This is a genomic window from Bradyrhizobium frederickii, assembly GCF_004570865.1.
In the GTDB taxonomy this organism is placed as follows: Bacteria; Pseudomonadota; Alphaproteobacteria; order Rhizobiales; family Xanthobacteraceae; genus Bradyrhizobium; species Bradyrhizobium frederickii.
Map to the genome: position 1 here is coordinate 301,656 of NZ_SPQS01000004.1, position 17,311 is coordinate 318,966.

The 17,311-nt window shown below is 65.6% G+C and carries 20 protein-coding genes; 12 read left to right on the forward strand and 8 right to left on the reverse strand.

What is annotated here, in order from left to right:
• Nucleotides 1-225 precede the first annotated feature (225 nt).
• The 4 genes from folE to E4K64_RS09275 all read left to right on the forward strand — a co-directional run bounded on the left by folE (nucleotide 226) and on the right by E4K64_RS09275 (nucleotide 4,056).
• Entirely contained in the window at nucleotides 226-915 is a 690-nt protein-coding gene (gene folE / locus E4K64_RS09260) for a GTP cyclohydrolase I FolE (RefSeq protein ID WP_135163221.1), read from the forward strand.
• Nucleotides 916-995: 80 nt separating this feature from the next.
• Nucleotides 996-1,418: a phosphoribosyl-AMP cyclohydrolase gene (gene hisI / locus E4K64_RS09265; RefSeq protein WP_135163222.1), complete on the forward strand. Its 423-nt coding sequence runs from the start codon at nucleotides 996-998 to the stop codon at nucleotides 1,416-1,418.
• Nucleotides 1,419-1,533: 115 nt separating this feature from the next.
• Nucleotides 1,534-2,595 carry a lytic transglycosylase domain-containing protein gene (locus tag E4K64_RS09270; protein WP_167771902.1) on the forward strand — a complete coding sequence of 354 codons (1,062 nt, stop codon included), beginning with the start codon at nucleotides 1,534-1,536 and terminating at the stop codon, nucleotides 2,593-2,595.
• 285 nt (nucleotides 2,596-2,880) lie between these two features.
• Nucleotides 2,881-4,056 (forward strand): DUF2336 domain-containing protein, encoded by a 1,176-nt coding sequence (locus tag E4K64_RS09275; RefSeq protein WP_135163224.1) that lies wholly within the window; start codon nucleotides 2,881-2,883, stop codon nucleotides 4,054-4,056.
• 190 nt (nucleotides 4,057-4,246) lie between these two features.
• Here E4K64_RS09275 and E4K64_RS09280 read toward each other — a convergent pair whose 3' ends face one another.
• The 3 genes from E4K64_RS09280 to E4K64_RS09290 form a co-directional block, all read right to left on the reverse strand.
• Complete coding sequence (locus E4K64_RS09280; protein ID WP_135163225.1) at nucleotides 4,247-4,825, reverse strand: Hpt domain-containing protein; 579 nt, start codon at nucleotides 4,823-4,825, stop codon at nucleotides 4,247-4,249.
• A gap of 28 nt (nucleotides 4,826-4,853) precedes the next feature.
• Entirely contained in the window at nucleotides 4,854-5,399 is a 546-nt protein-coding gene (locus tag E4K64_RS09285) for a response regulator (protein WP_008549760.1), read from the reverse strand.
• A 99-nt stretch (nucleotides 5,400-5,498) separates the two neighbouring features.
• Complete coding sequence (locus tag E4K64_RS09290; RefSeq protein ID WP_135163226.1) at nucleotides 5,499-6,278, reverse strand: NAD kinase; 780 nt, start codon at nucleotides 6,276-6,278, stop codon at nucleotides 5,499-5,501.
• Between the two features lie 240 nt (nucleotides 6,279-6,518).
• Here E4K64_RS09290 and E4K64_RS09295 point away from each other — a divergent pair, with 240 nt between their 5' ends.
• Nucleotides 6,519-8,084 carry a S10 family peptidase gene (locus E4K64_RS09295; RefSeq protein WP_135163227.1) on the forward strand — a complete coding sequence of 522 codons (1,566 nt, stop codon included), beginning with the start codon at nucleotides 6,519-6,521 and terminating at the stop codon, nucleotides 8,082-8,084.
• Here the strand turns inward: E4K64_RS09295 and E4K64_RS09300 are convergent.
• Both E4K64_RS09300 and E4K64_RS09305 read right to left on the reverse strand, forming a co-directional pair.
• Nucleotides 8,074-9,459, reverse strand: a complete 1,386-nt coding sequence (locus E4K64_RS09300) for a serine hydrolase domain-containing protein (RefSeq protein WP_135163228.1) — start codon at nucleotides 9,457-9,459, stop codon at nucleotides 8,074-8,076. The two genes, E4K64_RS09295 and E4K64_RS09300, sit on opposite strands and share 11 nt — an antisense overlap.
• A gap of 110 nt (nucleotides 9,460-9,569) precedes the next feature.
• Entirely contained in the window at nucleotides 9,570-10,112 is a 543-nt protein-coding gene (locus E4K64_RS09305; protein ID WP_135163229.1) for a tetratricopeptide repeat protein, read from the reverse strand.
• Between the two features lie 250 nt (nucleotides 10,113-10,362).
• On the opposite strand from E4K64_RS09305, the gene E4K64_RS09310 reads away from it, so the two are divergent.
• From E4K64_RS09310 to E4K64_RS09325, 4 genes are all read left to right on the forward strand, one after another.
• Nucleotides 10,363-10,770, forward strand: a complete 408-nt coding sequence (locus E4K64_RS09310) for a His-rich protein BRANT (RefSeq protein ID WP_135163230.1) — start codon at nucleotides 10,363-10,365, stop codon at nucleotides 10,768-10,770.
• A gap of 203 nt (nucleotides 10,771-10,973) precedes the next feature.
• On the forward strand, nucleotides 10,974-11,408 hold the full coding sequence (locus tag E4K64_RS09315; RefSeq protein ID WP_135163231.1) for a hypothetical protein: 435 nt from the start codon (nucleotides 10,974-10,976) through the stop codon (nucleotides 11,406-11,408).
• 286 nt (nucleotides 11,409-11,694) lie between these two features.
• Nucleotides 11,695-12,402, forward strand: coding sequence for an outer membrane protein (locus E4K64_RS09320; RefSeq protein ID WP_167771903.1), 708 nt, complete (start codon nucleotides 11,695-11,697; stop codon nucleotides 12,400-12,402).
• Between the two features lie 254 nt (nucleotides 12,403-12,656).
• Nucleotides 12,657-12,899 carry a DUF6719 family protein gene (locus E4K64_RS09325; protein ID WP_135163233.1) on the forward strand — a complete coding sequence of 81 codons (243 nt, stop codon included), beginning with the start codon at nucleotides 12,657-12,659 and terminating at the stop codon, nucleotides 12,897-12,899.
• A 27-nt stretch (nucleotides 12,900-12,926) separates the two neighbouring features.
• On the opposite strand, the gene E4K64_RS09330 is transcribed toward E4K64_RS09325, so the two are convergent.
• Together E4K64_RS09330 and E4K64_RS09335 are read right to left on the reverse strand one after the other, a co-directional pair.
• Complete coding sequence (locus E4K64_RS09330) at nucleotides 12,927-13,181, reverse strand: hypothetical protein (protein WP_135163234.1); 255 nt, start codon at nucleotides 13,179-13,181, stop codon at nucleotides 12,927-12,929.
• Between the two features lie 330 nt (nucleotides 13,182-13,511).
• Nucleotides 13,512-13,886 (reverse strand): hypothetical protein, encoded by a 375-nt coding sequence (locus E4K64_RS09335; protein WP_135163235.1) that lies wholly within the window; start codon nucleotides 13,884-13,886, stop codon nucleotides 13,512-13,514.
• A 99-nt stretch (nucleotides 13,887-13,985) separates the two neighbouring features.
• On the opposite strand from E4K64_RS09335, the gene E4K64_RS40235 reads away from it, so the two are divergent.
• A complete protein-coding gene (locus E4K64_RS40235) occupies nucleotides 13,986-14,147 on the forward strand; it encodes a hypothetical protein (protein ID WP_167771904.1) in 162 nt (53 codons plus the stop codon).
• Between the two features lie 3 nt (nucleotides 14,148-14,150).
• Here E4K64_RS40235 and E4K64_RS41755 read toward each other — a convergent pair whose 3' ends face one another.
• Entirely contained in the window at nucleotides 14,151-14,513 is a 363-nt protein-coding gene (locus tag E4K64_RS41755) for a hypothetical protein (protein WP_347338622.1), read from the reverse strand.
• Between the two features lie 55 nt (nucleotides 14,514-14,568).
• On the opposite strand from E4K64_RS41755, the gene E4K64_RS09345 reads away from it, so the two are divergent.
• Both E4K64_RS09345 and E4K64_RS09350 read left to right on the forward strand, forming a co-directional pair.
• Entirely contained in the window at nucleotides 14,569-15,282 is a 714-nt protein-coding gene (locus E4K64_RS09345) for a class I SAM-dependent methyltransferase (protein ID WP_135163236.1), read from the forward strand.
• 94 nt (nucleotides 15,283-15,376) lie between these two features.
• Nucleotides 15,377-17,209, forward strand: a complete 1,833-nt coding sequence (locus tag E4K64_RS09350) for an outer membrane protein assembly factor BamB family protein (protein WP_167771905.1) — start codon at nucleotides 15,377-15,379, stop codon at nucleotides 17,207-17,209.
• Nucleotides 17,210-17,311 lie beyond the last annotated feature (102 nt).

The following is a 17,311-nucleotide window of genomic DNA, read 5'->3' on the forward strand; positions in this document are numbered from 1 at the left end:
CTTCGGCACCCGATCGGCCTTGGCGGGCGTCGCCCAGGGTCCTATATAGGGTCGGAACTGGTGGAAATACAGTCCAGCGGTACGGGGCGGTGATCCGGATCTATGCCGTCAGCGTTTTGAGCTCAGGACCCTTTCCGCCGAAACTGTTCTGTTCAGGCGTCCGGCGGCTTGGCCGCCCCGTCTGCCGGTGACACTCCGGCCGCAAGGCCGTCGAACGGAGTCGATATGGACGCTGCAATCAAATCCCTCCGCCCGGGCAAGCCCTCTGACCGGCAGCCCGAGGGCCGTCCGGCCGAGCTTGATCCCGCTGAATTCCTCGCCGCCGCCGTCCGCGCCGACCAGCCGCGCCCGGCGCGCGCCGAGGCGGAAGCGGCGGTGAAGACGCTGCTCGCCTATATCGGCGAGAACACCGAGCGCGAGGGCCTGCTCGACACGCCGCGCCGCGTCGTCGAGGCCTTCGACGAGCTGTATCAGGGCTATCACCAATGTCCGGCCGAGGTGCTCGACCGCACGTTCGGCGAGACCGCCGGCTATGACGATTTCGTGCTTGTGCGCGACATCGAGTTCACCTCGCAGTGCGAGCATCACATGATGCCGTTCTACGGCAAGGCCCATATCGCCTATACGCCGGTGGAGCGCGTCGTCGGCCTGTCGAAGCTCGCCCGCCTCACCGACATCTTCGCCCGCCGGCTCCAGACCCAGGAGCATCTGACGGCGCAGATCGCGGCAGCGATCGACGAGGTCCTGAAGCCCCGCGGCGTTGCCGTGCTGATCGAGGCCGAGCATACCTGCATGTCGGTGCGGGGTGTCGCCAAGCATGGCGCCTCCACCTTCACCAGCCGCTTCACCGGCATGTTCCGCGACAATCCTGCGGAGCAGGCCCGCTTCCTGTCCCTGGTGCGAGGCACGCGCTGACCTCGCGATGGTCATGTTGGGCATGACCTTGTCGGAAAACCGCTGCGCACTTTTCCGGGTCATGCTCTTGCGAGGTCGTCGTGTCCGCTCACTCCCATGAGATCGAGGAAGGCCTGTCCTTCCAGCCGCGGTTCGACGCGGCCGGGCTCGTGACCTGCGTCGCGACCGACGCCGCCACCGGCGACGTGCTCATGGTCGCGCACATGAACGAGGAGGCGCTGCGCAAAACGATCGCGACCGGCGAGGCCTGGTACTTCAGCCGCTCGCGCAATGCCTTGTGGCGAAAAGGTGAGACTTCGGGTCAGACCCAGCGCGTGATCGAAATGCGCACCGATTGCGACCAGGACGCAGTCTGGATCCGGGTCGAGCAGATCGGGGCTGCCTGCCACACCGGGCGGCGGTCGTGCTTCTATCGCAAGGTCGAGGGTGAGGGCGGAGGAGCCAAGCTGGTCTTCGCCGATGCGGCGCGGCTGTTTGATCCGGACGCGGTCTATAAGAAGTAACTCGCTGTTGCGATGGATTCCGGGCTCGCGCTTCGCGCGCCCCGGAATGACACCGGGGCTCAATTAACCCCGCATTAACCATACCTGTCCCACGGTGAGACGACAGGCGTCCGAATTGCCGGCGCCGCTCAACGCCGCGCGGGGCGGGCACTTCATCATGTCGGTCGACAATTCCAGCGCCACGCAGACGGCCGGTCTCGATCCGGCGCGGGCGCGCGTCGCCGGTGCGATCAAACAGGCCTCGAACATCAGCGGCGTCAGCTTCCAGTACATGCTGACCACCGCCAAGATGGAATCGGATTTCGATCCCACGGCAGGGGCCACCACCTCGTCCGCGCATGGGCTCTACCAGTTCATCGACCAGACCTGGCTCGGCACCGTGAAGGAGGCCGGCACCCAGCTCGGCTACGGCACTTATTCCGATGCCATCACCAGGACGTCGTCGGGCAGCTACACCGTCGATGATCCCGTGATGAAGCGGTCCATCATGAAGTTGCGCGACGATCCGCAAGCCGCTTCCAGCATGGCGGCGGCGCTGACGCAGTCGAACAGCTTCAAGCTGACCGGTCTGCTCGGGCGCAGGCCGAGCGACAGCGAGCTCTACATGGCGCATTTCATGGGCGTCGGAGGCGCCGCGAAACTGATCGCCAATGCCGAGGACAATCCGCAGGCGGTCGGTGCGCGGCTGTTTCCGAACGCAGCGTCCGCCAATCGTTCGATCTTCTACGCGAAGGACGGCCGCGCCCGCAGCGTCTCCGAGGTCTATTCGGTGCTGGACGCGCGCTATGCCAGCGCGGCCAATTCGAAAGTGACCCGCAGCGCGATGGCGATGTATGGCGGCACGCTGTCGACCACCGAGGTCGCGAGCGCAAGCGGCGTGCAGCCGACCGCGCCGGTCATCGACAACGCCAGCTATCTCCAGACTTTCCCGAATACACGCGCGGCGACGCCCGTCAGTGCGACATCGCCGACGACGGTCGCGGACAATGCGCCGACCACACCGGCCTTCCGTTCGATCTACCAGCCCGGCGACACCACGCAGCCGGTCTCGACCACGGTGCAGAAATTGTGGGGCAACAACGCCTCGCTGACGTCCGTCGCGTCAGCCGCGCCTGACGTGCGTCCGCCGCAACCGCTCGATCTGTTCAGCGATCGCAGCGGCACGTTCTCGAGCTAGTCGCCGTCTCGTGTCCCGGACGCGCTGCAGCGTGAAACGCGCTGCGCTGAGCCGGGACCCAGTGCTGCGAATTCCTCTCGAAAATTTCTGGGCCCCGGCTCAGCAGCGCATCACTGACGTGCTGCGCTGCGTCCGTGCACGCATCGCGGGCGGTTTTGTTCCCTTAACAAAACGTCAATAAAACCAGCCAGTTATGGTGAACGCTTTGTTAAGCGTCGTGGTTTATTTTGTGTTGCAGGTGACGAGCCGCCACCCTTTTCGTTTGTTGTGTAAGCCGGAAGCAGGATGATTGTTCGGCAGTTCATTAATTGGATCAGGACGGCGTCCGCCGGCGAGCGGGCCGAGGCAACACGGGCGTTGGCCCGGGCCTGGCTGATCTCAGACCTTTCGACAGAGGACCGCGTCGCCGCCGAAGGCGCGCTGTTGATGCAGCTCGACGATCCCTCGCCCTTGGTGCGGCAAGCGATGGCCGAGGCCTTTGCGCGCAGCCTCGACGCGCCGGCATCGATCGTGCGGGCGCTCTCGGCGGACCAGCCGACGGTCGCGCTGCCGGTGCTCGAACATTCCCCGCTGCTGATCGACGCCGACCTCGTCGACATCGTTGCAACCGGCAATGACGAGGTGCAATGCGCGGTCGCCCGCCGCGTCGCGCTGCCGGTCTCGGTCTGCGCCGCCATTGCCGAAGTCGGCTGCGCGGCGGCCGCGCTTGAGCTGATCGAAAATCCCCATGCCGAGCTTGCGCCGTTCTCGTGGAATCGCATCGTCGAGCGCCACGGCCATCTCGCGGCGATCCGCGAGGCGATGCTGGTGCTGGATGACTTACCGTCAGCAACCCGCGCCGCGCTGGTGGCAAAACTCTCCGAGACGCTGGCGCAATTCGTCGTGGCGCGGAACTGGCTGAGCGCCGATCGTGCCGATCGCATCACGATCGAGGCGCGCGACCGCTCCACCATCAACATCGCGGCGCGCTCGCGCGGCGAGGACATGCAGGGCCTGGTGCATCATCTGCGCGTCACGGGCCAGCTGACCGCCGGTCTGATCCTGCGCGCGCTGTTGTCGAGCAATCTCGATCTGTTCGACGCGGCGCTGGCCGAGCTTGCCGATCTGCCGCTGGCGCGCGTCACTTCGCTGCTGCACGATCGCGGCGGCAACAGCCTGCATGCGCTGCTCCGGCGCGCCGGGCTGCCCGAGGCGACGTTTGCGGCGTTCCAGGTCGCGCTCGATGCCTGCCATGAGCAGGGCTTTGTCGGCAGCGACGACGGTGCGGCACGGCTGCGCCGCCGCATGGTCGAGCGCGTGCTCACCCATTGCGAGACCGACCGCGGCGCCACCGAGCCGCTGATGGTCCTGCTGCGCCGCTTCGCCACGGAATCGGCACGGGAAGAGGCAAGACTGTTCTGCGACGAGCTGGTCGCGGACGATGCAATCGATCCGCTCTACGACGACCTGATCGCGGCGTAGCGAGATGCCGTAGGGTGGGCAAAGGCGCGAAGCGCCGTGCCCACCATCTATCCGCGCAGCTCAAAATCGATTGGTGGGCACGCTTCGCTTTGCCCACCCTACGATACTGCCCGTCTGGATGGAGCGGGCTCACATTCCGTCGTTGCTTCGTCGCAAGTGCTGCGCGCAATGACGAGGAGGGAGCTGGAGCTTACTCCCCGGGCGCGATGCTCGGCGCCAGGATCACCTCGAGATGTTCGGGGCGGTCGCGGTTGACGTGCGCGAGATAGTCGTCGGCGATCTTGCGCAGGCGGCGGTTGAGCTCGGTGGAGACGCTGATGCTGTCGAGCCTGGTATTCTCGTGCACGATGGCGAGGATGGCGTTGATGTGGTGCGTGAACAGTTCGGCCGGGACCTTTTCCAGATCGGGCGCGTGCTCGATGACACGGCACAGGCTCTCGGCGATTCCGGCCGCGGCCGGATAGCCGAACGTCACGGCGTCGCCCTTGATGTCGTGAGCGGCGTGAAACAGCTCGTCGCGCCTTTCCTTGGTGAAGCCGTCATTGCGGATGGCGACATAGGCGGCCGACAGACGGTTGACCTCGGTCGTCATCCAGTGCTTGAACTCGCCGGAAAGGCCCGCGAGCGCCTGCTCGGCGCGGCCGATCGGATCGTCCATGTCCTTGTCCTCGACCCGGCGCAGAACCTTGCGCAGCGGGTTCGGCTGCGTGATGATCTGATGCGTGGCGAAGGCCTTGACCTCGATGTCCTTTGCGCTGTTCTTCGCCATGTTGCCTGCCTCGCCTGAAGACGTTGCGCTAGATGCTGGAGCGGGCCTTGTCGAGCAGCGAGGGCTGCTGGAGCACCTCGTGCTTTTCGCCGACGCGGCGCTCGGGACCCATATAGGCGGAATTGGTATTGCGGCGCCGGTCCGGCCCGAAATAGGTCTTGGTCTTGATGAAGGGGCGGGGATTGGCGACGACGTTGAGGATGCGCTGATAGAGCCCCTTGGCCGAGATCGGCTTGGCCAGGAATTCGGTGACGCCGGCATCGCGCGCGACGGTGACGCGGCGCTTCTCGGAATGGCCGGTCAGCATGATGATCGGCGCGTAAGGGTTGCCCTTGGATTCCGGCTGCCGGATCATCTGAGCGAGTTCGAGCCCGTCGAAGATCGGCATCGCCCAGTCGGTGATGACGATGTCGGGCACATAATGGCTGTACATCTCGAGCGCCGTGGCGCCGTCCTCGGCTTCATAGACTTCGCGCGCGCCGAAGGAATGCAGCAGCGTCCGCAGGATGCGGCGCATGTGCGGATTGTCGTCGCAGACGAGGAAGCGCAGCTTGTTGAAGTCGATACGGAACATGACGCCCGGGCCAAAAGCGGTCAACCTTCGTTAACCATATCGCGGCGGAGGTTAACGAAGGGTTGCGACCGAAGCTGCGCGGCCGGCCGCGAGATGGTTCTAGTAGCCGAACTGCTCGCGCAGGATGCGCTCTTCCAGGCTGTGGCCGGGGTCGAACAGCATGCGCATCGAGATGGTCTTGTCGGTCAAGACCTCGACCCGGCGAACGTCGCGCACTTCGTCGTGGTCGGCGACCGCTGCCACCGGTCGCTTGTCGCCCTCCAGCACCTCGATGACGACATAGGCCGTGTTGGGCAGCAGGGCGCCGCGCCAGCGCCGCGGGCGGAAGGCGCTGATCGGGGTCAGCGCCAGCAGCGCCGCGTTGATCGGCAGGATCGGTCCCTGAGCGGACAGATTGTAGGCGGTGGAGCCGGCCGGCGTTGCCACCATGATGCCGTCGGCGATCAGCTCGGGCATGCGCTCGCGCTCGTCGATCATGATCCGCAGGCGCGCGGCCTGGTAGGTCTGCCGGAACAGGGCGACCTCGTTGATGGCGTGGTGCAGGTGGACGCAATCGTTGACGTCGGTCGCGCGCATCAGGAGCGGATTGATCTCGGATTCATGCGCGGCCTCGAGCCGCGCGCGCAGGTCGTGGGTCGAGTATTCGTTCATCAGGAAGCCGACGGTGCCGCGATGCATGCCGTAGATCGGCTTTCCCGTGCGCATGTTCTGGTGCAGCGTCTGCAGCATCAGCCCGTCGCCCCCGAGCGCGACCACGATATCGGCCTCCTTGGGGTCGCAATTGCCATAGTCCCTGGTGAGCTGGTCAAAGGCGACCTGCGCCTCGTTGCTCGAGCTGGCGACGAAGGCGATCCGGTCGTATCGCTGGGGCTTGGTCATGGCTTGTCGGGCACGGCCGCTGCTGGAGGAAGTTCCGCCGGGCTCGTCTATACGAGGTTTGGCTCCATTGTCGAGGATGACCGCCTTTCGAGACAAACGGGCCATTGTCGATCCAGAGAACAAAACGGGTTGATTTGGGCCCGGCGGGGATGCGCTATCCACTGGTGATCCCGCAAACGGTCGCAATTCCTCGCTAGCTTCGCTGCGTCTCGGCTATGACGGCCGGCAGGGAGAACGATCATGCCCACGATCTTGCCGACGCTGCGACGAACCGGGGTCGTACTGGCCGTGGCCCTGGTCGCATTCGCAAGTGTTGCGCGGGCGGAGGATCCGCCGCAGCCGCGCGCCGAGACGGCGGCGCCAACCGGACAGAAGGGTGGGCGCGGCAGCGGTGCGCAAAGCGGGCCGCAGAGTTCGTCCTCGGCCGAGCCGCACCGTCTCCCGCCGGATTCGACCACGAAGCAGACCCTGGCGCTGCCCGGCCGTACCCTCGACTTCGCCGCGACCGCCGGCTCCATTCGCGTGTTCGACGGCAAGGGCGAGCCGCTGGCCGACATCGCCTATACCTCCTACCAGCTCGACGGCGCCGACCGCGCCACGCGCCCGGTCACGTTCCTGTTCAACGGCGGACCCGGGGCATCCTCGGCGTGGCTCCAGTTCGGCGCGGCCGGTCCATGGCGGCTGCCGTTGGATGGCGATGCGCTGTCGCCGTCGGCCTCGCCCGAGGTGAAGCCGAACGCCGCGACCTGGCTCGACTTCACCGACCTCGTCTTCATCGATCCCGTCAGCACCGGCTACAGTCGCTTCATTGCGAGCGGCGAGGACGCACGCAAGTCGTTCTATTCCGTCGACGGCGACGTCAATTCGATCGCGCTCGTGATCCGCCGCTGGCTCGAGAAGCACGACCGGCTGACCTCGCCGAAATACGTCGCGGGCGAGAGCTATGGCGGTATTCGCGGACCCAAGGTCGTGCGCCAGTTGCAGATCCAGCACGGCGTCGGCGTCCGGGGCTTGATCCTGGTGTCGCCGCTCCTGGATTTCCGCGAGTTCACCGGTACCAGCCTCCTGCAATATGTCGCGACGCTGCCGAGCTATGTGGCGGTGGCGCGCGAAGCCAAAGGGCCGGTCAAGCGCGCCGACCTCGCCGACGTCGAGGCTTACGCGCGCGGCGAATTCCTGGCCGACCTCGTCAAGGGCGAGGCGGACAGGGAGGCCACCAATCGTCTGGCCGACAAGGTCGCCGAGCTCACCGGCATCGACCAGGCGGTGAGCCGCCGCCTTGCCGGGCGCTTCGACGTCGGCGAGTTTCGCCGCGAATTCGACCGCAAGAACGGCAAGGTGACGGGACGCTACGACGGCTCCGTGCGCGGTTTCGATCCCTATCCGGATTCGAGCAGCTCGCGCTTCGGCGACCCCTCCGGCGATGCGCTCCAGGCACCGCTGACGAGCGCCGCGGTCGACGTGCTCTCACGCAAGCTCAACTGGAAGCCCGACGGCTCCTATGAGGTCCTCAACGGTGCCGTCGAAGGTCACTGGGATTTCGGCCGCGGCATCAACCCGCCGCAATCGGTGTCGGAGCTGCGCCAGATCCTCGCTACCGACGCGAAGCTGAACGTGCTGGTCGCGCACGGCCTGTTCGACCTTGCCACGCCCTATTTCGGAACCAAGCGGGTGCTCGATCAACTGCCCGCCTTCGTGACGCAGCGCGTCAAGTTCGCGGTCTATCCCGGCGGCCACATGTTCTATTCGCAGGGCGGCTCGCGGCAGGCGTTGCGCAGCGAGGTCGAGCGATTGATCAGGGAGTAGGCCGCCGTTTGCGCGGCGGATATCGGCGGGAGATCTCCTTCGCCACGACGCGCTCCGGCTTCACGTTCGCGCCGGCGATCCAGATGTCACTGACCTTGCCGCGCTTGTCGCGGATCCGGCGCACCGGCTCGCCATGGCTGGAATAGCCGGCGGCCCAGGCCAGCTTGCCGACGTCGCGGCCGGTGACCTCGATCTCGGCGGCGTCCATGAACGGATTGTTGAACTGCGGATTGGCGACCAGCACGCGGTTGCCGGCGGGAACGAGGTCGCTCGCGCCCCAGATCGTCCACCAGCGCCCGGTCCAGTCGCGCAGGCGGCGGTCAGGCGCGCCGCGGGTCTGGAAGACTCGCAGGATCTGCATTGCGCCGTCCATCCAGAACGGCGCGGCACCGTCGATCGAATTACTGAGGATGCTGATCGAAAGCTCGCAAGCCGGGATTGCGCAGGTCCGCGAGATGTAGCCCTGGAAGCCGCCGCCATGGCCGAACCAGTCCCAGCCGTCGGTCTTGCCGGCATTGACGCCCAAGCCGTAGTAGCCCTCGAGGCTCTGCGGGATGCGCCAATGATGCCGCGTCATCTCGCGGCGGCTTGCGACTGACAGCACGCTCTTTCTGGCATTGGGCGCAAGCTGCGCAAAGAAGCGCGCGGTGTCGGCGGCGGTCGCGGCGAAGCCTGCGGCCGCAGCCATCGCCTGCGCCGGATTGTCGCCGGGGATCACGCAGCGTTCGCCCAGCGGAACCTTTCGCGTGTGGCCGCGCGCGAACGGCGCGCCCTTGGCAAGCGGCGCGTCCGGCTCGGTCTCGCGCAAGCCGGCGGGCTCGATGACCTCGCGCTTGATCCAGACCGAGTAGGGCTCGGTCGTCACGGCTTCGATGACGAGACCGAGCAGGCCAAAGCCGTGATTGGAATATTTGAAGCGGCTGCCGGGCTCGATCGCGGTCGGCAGCTTCAATTCCGCGAGGAGCTCATTCGCATCGAGATAGGGGCGGCGGTCGATGAACTGGCCGGAATCGACGCCGTCGCGCGTCAGCCCCGCGCTGTGCGACAGCACCTGCGCGATCGTCGTCTCGGCGACGCGCGGATGCAGGCCGCCGACATATTGGCCGATCGTGTCGTCGAGCCGGAGCTTGCGCTGCTCGCGCAGCTTCATGATGCCGGCCGCGGTGAAGCTCTTGGAATGGGAGGCGATGCGGAAGCGATGGCGCGGGGTGAGCTTCTCGCCGGTGTCGAGATTGGAAAGGCCGAATGCATGCTCGGCGACGATCTCGCCGCGATGGGCGAAGGCGACGATGACGCCGGGCTGCTGGATTGTCGTCAGCTGGAATTCGATCCAGGAGCCGATGTAGTCGATCGCGGATCGCAGCCACGGGTCCATTGCGCTACCAATTTGCGAGGGGGAGGTTGGTGCGGCAGGCTAGCCGAGAAAGCGGAACGGGCACAACCCGTAAAGGTTGTGCCCGTTCGCTCCATGAAGATGCGATGTCTTCAGTACACGAGCGTCGCGCCGGTCGGCTTGTCGAGCGCGGCGGCAAGCGAGCGATATTCGGAGCTGTCGGTGCCGGCGAGCGAAGCGATCTTGTTCAGATGATATTGCGCCTGTTCGCGGTTGCCCTGCTCGAGCTGCCAAAGGCCGTAATACTGCCAGGTGCGGACGTGGTTCGGATCGTCCTTCAGCGCCAGCTCGTAATAGACCTTCGACGACTGGTAGTCGCCGAGCTTGCGATAGGAATAGCCGATCAGATTGGCGACGTCGGCGACGTCATCGCGCTTCAGCGACTTCAGCTGGCCGATCGCGCCGGCGTAGTCGTGGTTGTCGTAGATCGCGGTATAGGCGGTGCGATAGGCGGCGAGGAACTTGGGATCGTTAACGGAAGAGCTTTTCTTCTTGCCCTTCTTGGTCGATGAGTCCGAGCTCGGCGGCGGCGAAGGGGAGTCGCCGCCCGCGGCATAGGCGCTGGACAGCACCGGTGCGGCGGCCAGCGACATGGCGACCAGTCCCGGCACGACAAGCATTGAGAGTTTGCGCATCTAAATTCTCCCGTATGGAACGTGGCGATCCTACACGATTGCCCGAAGACCGAAACACCCGTCTGGCGGAAACATTCCCGCTTCGCACGATCTGTTCGCCCAGCTGCAGATGACAAACTTGTCATCGAGATGAACGGAAGCCTGCCAGGGGCTTCAGACTGGGTTCAGTGCGTCGCCTCTAGGTTCCGACCTACGATCGAAGGGTAGGCGAGAGGGCGCCGCCTCGAGATCCTTCCAAGAGGAGACCACCATGCTGAAGACCATTTCCGCAGCCTTGCTCGCAGCTTCCGTGATCGCAGCCCCGGCCGTCGCCGCCGAGGCCGGCAAGACCACCACGACCGCCCCTGTGATCAAGGCGGACCAGAGCCAGACCAAGGCGTCCACCACCGCCGCAAAACCGGACGCCGGCGTCAAGCCCGACGCCAAGGCCGCTGACGTCAAGCCCGCTGATGTCAAGCCCGCCGACGTCAAGGCGGACGCCAAGGTGGATACCAAGGCGGATACCAAGTCGAAGGCGATGAATGCCAACGCGGCGGTCACGGACGAGCACAAGACGGTGCGCACGCATCGCCATCACCACAAGCATCTGTCGGCCAAGAAGTCGCAGAAGGTGCAGCCGGACCTGACCAAGCCGGCCACCAGCGAGAAGCGCAGCTAACGTCTGATTCCGCGCGGCGGCACCTTGCATTGCCCGCCGCCGTGTACGGACTTCAGGCCCGTCCCGGCGCCTGTGCGAAAGCGCAGGCGCCGGCGGCGGTGCGGTGCGTTGTTGACGGTACCTTCCGCGCAGGACCGAATTCCCTTTGCGCGACCTTGGGGCTAGAACATGACCTGAGTCTGTGCGCGTGGAGAGCGTGAGCTGTGGGGCGATTGGCGAAACGTGCGGTGCGCTCGGCATCGGTCCTGGTATTGCCGCTGGCGCTTGCGGCATGTTTCGGCAGCGATGGTGACCGTCCGACCTTCATGGGCGGGACCCAGGCCGGGGGACCGCAGCCGTTTCCCGACAATTTCCGCAGCGACACGCTGGCGCTGATGCGCACCTATCTGAACAACCCGGTCGGCGTGCGCGAAGCCAGCATGGCCGAGCCGGTCCAGCGCGAGGTCGGCGGCCGGCAGTTCTATGTGAGCTGTCTGCACTTCACCCCGCGCGAGACCGACGGCAGCTACAAGGCCATGCGGGAACGCGCGGTGATCTTCGTCAACGGACGAGCGGACCGCGTCGTCGACCGGACCAGCGAGCTCTGTGCCGGCGCGGTTTACGCACCCTTTCCGGAACTGGAAAAGATGACGCGGTAGCGCAAAGCCGGCCTTCATGGCCTGGTGCTAGAACAAGGATCGCCGGAGTCGCTGGATCACATTTCGGCGAGCTTTGAACGGGGCGATTTGGCGTTGCGACAAATTGGTACAGCAGGTCTTGCGCAGGCGACAAAACAGTCGGCGTGGGGCGGCGGGATGGAACAAAATCGCGATGTTGCCACCCCGTCACAGTAACGAAAGATCAACGTTCCGGCATCGCCGCGAAGCAACCCAATTCACGCCACGTTGTTTCCTGAGTGTCGTACGTGAAAGAACGGGGATGATCATGAAATCGATTTTGCTGGGTGCAGCCGCTCTGCTTGCGCTGGCCGCGCCGGCGGCGGCCGCGGACGTGCAGCCGCGCACCTATACCAAGGCGCCGGCCTATACGCCGCCGCAGGTGATCTATAATTGGACCGGTTTCTATATCGGCGGTCATGTCGGCGGCGCGTTTGCCGGCGACAGCAGCTTCCAGTCCAGCGACGCCCGCTTCATGGGCGGCGTGCAGGGCGGCTTCGACTACCAATTCGCCCCCAATTGGGTGGTGGGTATCGAGGCTCAGTACTCCTGGCTGCCGACCAACAACAACGGTGTCACGTTCCCGCTGGGCACGCAGGTGACCTCCAACACCGACCAGATCGGGTCGGTGACCGGCCGTATCGGCTACACCTGGGGACCGACGCTGCTCTACGCCAAAGGCGGTTACGCCTGGCGTAACAACAATCTCGGCGTCAACATCGCCGGCGTGCCGCAGGGCTTCACCACGACCGGCAACAGCAAGGACGGCTACACGGTCGGTGCCGGCCTCGAATACATGTTCGCGCCGAGCTGGTCCGCCAAAGCCGAGTACCAGTACTATAATTTCGGCAACACCACCTTCACCTCGGGGCCGGCCGACATCGTCGGGGTCCGCGGCCGGGAGGACGAGCATACCGTCAAGGTCGGTGTGAACTACCGTTTCGGCTGGGGCGGTCCGGCAGCCTCGCGCTACTGATCCTCCGCCAGCGATCACGCTCTGACAAAGGCCGGCTCTGCCGGCCTTTCGTTTGTCCGCGAGGCGCCGTCGGCCAGCCCTGCATTTGCAATGCGTGAACCATCTGGCGCGTCATTTGCAGGCAAACATTCCGGCGCGCGCCTTCTCACGCGCGTCATGGGACCTGGGTAAAGCAAAAATAATTTTTGCCGCTTACGGAACTCGTGCTCCGGAAGGCGTTATATGGGAATTACCGGGCTGGTGGGACGACGGACATGCGTATCTTGGTGTCGGCGGCGGTGCTCTCGTGCTTCTTTGGCCTGCCGTGCTCTGCACAGACAATCCTCAAATCCGAGCCTCTGATGTTGGCACCTTACGAGGTGGCTTTCGTCAAGGACGCCGCGTGTCCGTCGGGCAAGGTGCTGAAGGTCACCGGCGCGATCCGCGGGCTGCACCGCCGCAAGGCCTGCGTGGCGATGCCTGGTGAGCAGGCCTCGCTGGCGACCGCGACGCCCTGATCCCCTGCGGCTTCCGCCGGCAGTCCCTCACGAATTCAGCTCAAGCTCGATCCTGGACTGGCGCTCGGCCTCGGCCTTGTTCTTGGCGGGATCCTCGCCCTGGGCAGCCCGGCAGGGTTTGATCTCGTAATCATTATCGAGCACCCGGCGCGGCCCCGGACGATCGTGGTCGGCGCTGACATCCACGACCAGGCCACTCCGCTGCGCGAGCTTCCAGACGTCGGACTCGCTCGGATAGGCCTTGCTGATCTGGGCGTCGTTGCAGAACAGGGCGTAGGGCATCTCTTCCCGCTCCCGGAAAGCCCATTAACGACCTCATATGCCGGCGGGTTCAGGCAGCGGTCGATCACGGACCCGTGATCGGGCTCGCCGGGGCCTGAGTCCTTAACGAGTCCTGAATCGCGAAAAAAAGAATCCCTGGGACTCATTTGGCGGAATCAGGGGATGTTTTCCGCCATGACGAGCGACCTGAACACCTCCTGTGGGCACATGCTCCTGCCGCTGACGCTGGCGCTGTTCGGCGCCTGCGCGGCCAATCTTTGGCTGGTGTGGTCCTGGCTGTAGGTACGGCTGTAGGTCTTTGCTGTAGGCCTTCGGACGGGAGGGGCGGCCTTACTTTTTGGCCAGTGGGCCGGGGGCGTCGCGGAGGGCGGCACGTAGTTTGGTCAGGGTTTCGGCACAATATTCCTCGCGCTCGCGCTCGAACCGCTCCTGATGCTTGCGGAAATTGGCGATGCGGGCCTGCATCTCGGTGCGGAAATCGCCGATCGCCCGCGGCGACGAAAGCTGGGTGGGCTGAGGCTGCGGAGGGGGCTGGAGCGCCTCGGTCTCGACCATCGCAGCCTCGACCGCGACGATCTCGACGGTCGACGCCGAAGCATCGGACGGCGCGCCCGGCCGCAGCAGGTCATCCTTCCTGCCGGTCACCGATTGGACGAAGGCCAGTGTCTGCGCGATCAGCTCGTCGCGTTCCCTGATCCATTTCATGATCCACCTCAGCCGCCGCCATTCCAGCAAAGCGGCTGAGCCGAATCAAGATGGTTGACAAGGGTTGCATATTTTTCCCGGTCGCCCGAAAGTGGGCGCATGGATTCCGGAAAAGAACGTTCGGCCGAAGAGGGCCTGAGGCTCATCCGCGCGTTCCTGTCGCTTCCGCCCGACAAGCGGGCGGAGGTGATCGCGTTCGTGGAGGAGTTGGCGCGTGCCCATGGCCGGCCCGAGGAGGGCTCGGAGGCATCGCCGAGGTGAGCGCTATCGCTCGCGCGGGTTGACGTTGGGCTCGAACGGCGCGCCCACCACCCGAACCGGCGTCTGATCCGATATCCTGATGACGTCGATCACCGCCCGCTCGGCGAGCTGCCTTTCGGGGGCCGGCTGAAACACCGGCTCGAGCAGCGTCAACGTGCCGGCCACGGCGCCACAGCATAGTGTCACCATCGCCAGCAGAATCATGTTCCGGTTTTCTTCCTGAATTCGCATGGGTCGTGAACGAACAACGTGCGTCGTTGGTTCCGAGCGGTCCCATATTCGGGACGCGAGCGCCGTCGACAGCGCCAGCAGAAATCCGATGCGATGACGAACCGCACGGCCGTCATCACGATGGCCGTAACCCATCGGCGGTGTTCGCTGTATAATGTCCCGTATCGCAATTTCGACTCGCGCCCGTCAGATGATCGTCAATCGTCCCCCCGTGCTCGCCCACGAACGCTTCGTCGCCGACCGGGACAATTTCGCGGGCCTCGATCTCGCTGCGCGGTTCGAGCGGATCGAGCGGACCAACCTCTGGGGCGCGGCCAGTTCGGTATCCGGGCTCGGCTCGGAGGACACCGCGACCGCCGCCATTCGGGAGGCGCTTCCGCCATTGTTGCAACGGCTCGGCGCGCGCTCGCTGCTCGATGCGCCCTGCGGCGATGCGGGCTGGATCGGCCGCATCAAGCTCGATCTCGACTATATCGGTATCGACATCGTGCCCTCGCTGATCGAGGCCAACAACCGGCGCGTGGCGGACGGCGAACTGACCGGCCGATTCCTGGTTGCCGATATCACGCGCGATGCCCTGCCGCGCGCCGATCTGATCCTGTGCCGGGACTGCCTGGTGCATCTGAGTTTTCAGAACATCGCCCGCGTCACCGCCCGCTTTCGCGAGAGCGGGGCGCAATTCCTGCTCGTCACGACGTTTCCGGAAGTCGAGCACAATCGCGATTGCGAGGACGGCGACTGGCGCGCGCTCAACATGACGAAGGCACCGTTCGACTGGCCCGCGCCGCGGGAGTTGGTCGACGAGCGCTGCGAGGAGGGCGATGGCGGCTGGCGCGACAAGAGCCTCGCCCTGTGGCGGCTGGACGAGTTGCCGGACCGTGACCGCATGGCGACGGGTGTGTGACGGCTGCGGGCGCAACTCCATTGCGTCCGTGATGGCGGCGGCGGTAGACTTCAGGTTGTGTGAAACAATTTCCTCTCGCATGCCGGAGCTCAGCATGAGCGTACGTGCCGTCTTGGCCGCGTTGTTGATCTGGTGCAGCGCGCCGGCGCTGGCCCAACAGGAGGGGGCCGCGCTCTATGCCGCGCATTGCGCGCAATGCCACGACGGCGATGCGCAGACCCGCGTGCCGGGCCGCGGCGCCATGCAGGCGATGTCGTTCGACCATGTGCTGGCGACCTTGACCTCAGGCAGCATGGCGGCGATGGCAAAGGACCGCAGCGACGCCGAACGCCGCGCGATAGCGTCCTTCGTCACCGGCAAGATCGCGGCTGACGGCATTGCAGCCGACGCGGAAGGCCGCTGCACGCAGCATGCGAGCGGCTTTCCGCAAGCCCTCGACGGTCCGCATTGGAACGGGTGGGGCGTCGACGCCGGCAACAGCCGCTTCCAGCCGGCCGACATGGCCGGACTGACCGCAGCGCAGGTGCCGCATTTGCGGTTGAAATGGGCTTATGCCTTTCCCGGCGCTTCGGTGTCGTTTGCGCCGCCGACCATTGTCGGCGGGATGCTGTTCATCGGCGGTACCGATCGCAAGATGCACGCGCTCGACGCGCGACGCGGCTGCACGCTGTGGACGCTGGCGCTTGATGCGGCGGTGCGCGCCGCGATCACTTTTGCGCCGCTTCCCGGCACCGATCAGTTCGCGATCTTCTTCGGCGATTTGCGCGCCAACGCCTATGCCGTGAACGCGCTGACCGGCGCGCTGATCTGGAAGACGAAGGTGGAGGAGCATGCGGCCGCACGCATCACCGGCGCGCCGACGCTGCATTCCGGCGTGCTCTACGTGCCGGTGTCCTCGATCGAGGAAGCAGCGGGCTCGCAAGCCGGTTACGAATGCTGCACCTTCCGCGGCAGCGTCGTGGCGCTGGATGCGGCGACCGGCAAGGCGGTCTGGCAGGCCTATACGATTCCGGAAGTACCGCATCCGACCGGCAAGAATGCCAGGGGCACGCAGCTGTTCGGTCCCTCCGGTGCCGCCATCTGGTCGGCGCCGACGATCGATGCCAAGCGCAATGCCGTTTATGTGGCGACCGGCAATTCCTATTCCAATCCGCCGGCCGCGACCGCCGATGCAATCCTCGCTTTCGATCTCGCAACCGGGAAGCTGCTCTGGAAGCAGCAGGCGACGCCCAAGGATGCCTTCGTCGTCGCCTGCTTCACTGCAGACAAGACCAATTGTCCCGACGAGCACGGGCCCGATCACGATTTCGGACAGTCGCCGATCCTCGCGACCTTGCGCGACGGCAAGCGCGTTCTTGCCATCGCGCAGAAGTCCGGCGTGGTGCATGCGCTCGATCCTGACGACGGCGGCAAGATCCTGTGGCAGACCCGGATCGGGAAGGGCGGTTCGCTCGGCGGCAGCGAATGGGGCTCGGCCGCGGACGGGGAGCGCATCTATGTCGCCAACTCCGACGTGCGGTTCAAGCGCGACGGCACGCGGCAGCTCGATTCCACGCAAGGCGGCGGCCTGTTCGGCCTCGACCTTGCCAGCGGGAAAGTCGTGATGGAGGTGCCGCCTGTCGCCTGCGGCGAACGCCCCCAATGCAGTCCTGCGCTGTCGGCGGCGGTGAGCCTGATTCCAGAAGTCGTGTTCTCCGGCGGCGTCAGCGGCTTCCTGCGCGCCTACTCCACCGACGGCAAGCTCTTGTGGGAGTTCGACACCGCGCGGGATTTCAAGGCGGTGAACGGCGTCCCCGCCCATGGCGGCGCGATCGACGGCCCGGGGCCCGTGATCGCCGGCGGCATGCTCTACACCAATTCCGGCTACGGCCAATGGAGCGGCGTCGCCGGCAACGTGCTGCTGGCGTTCGAGGTCGGGACCGAGTGAGGATCTTGCCGTCGTGTCCCGGACGCGCTGCAGCGCTTTTGGGGATGCAGCGCTGAGCCGGGACGGCACCGAGACATGCGGCGCAGTGGGCCCCGGCTCTGC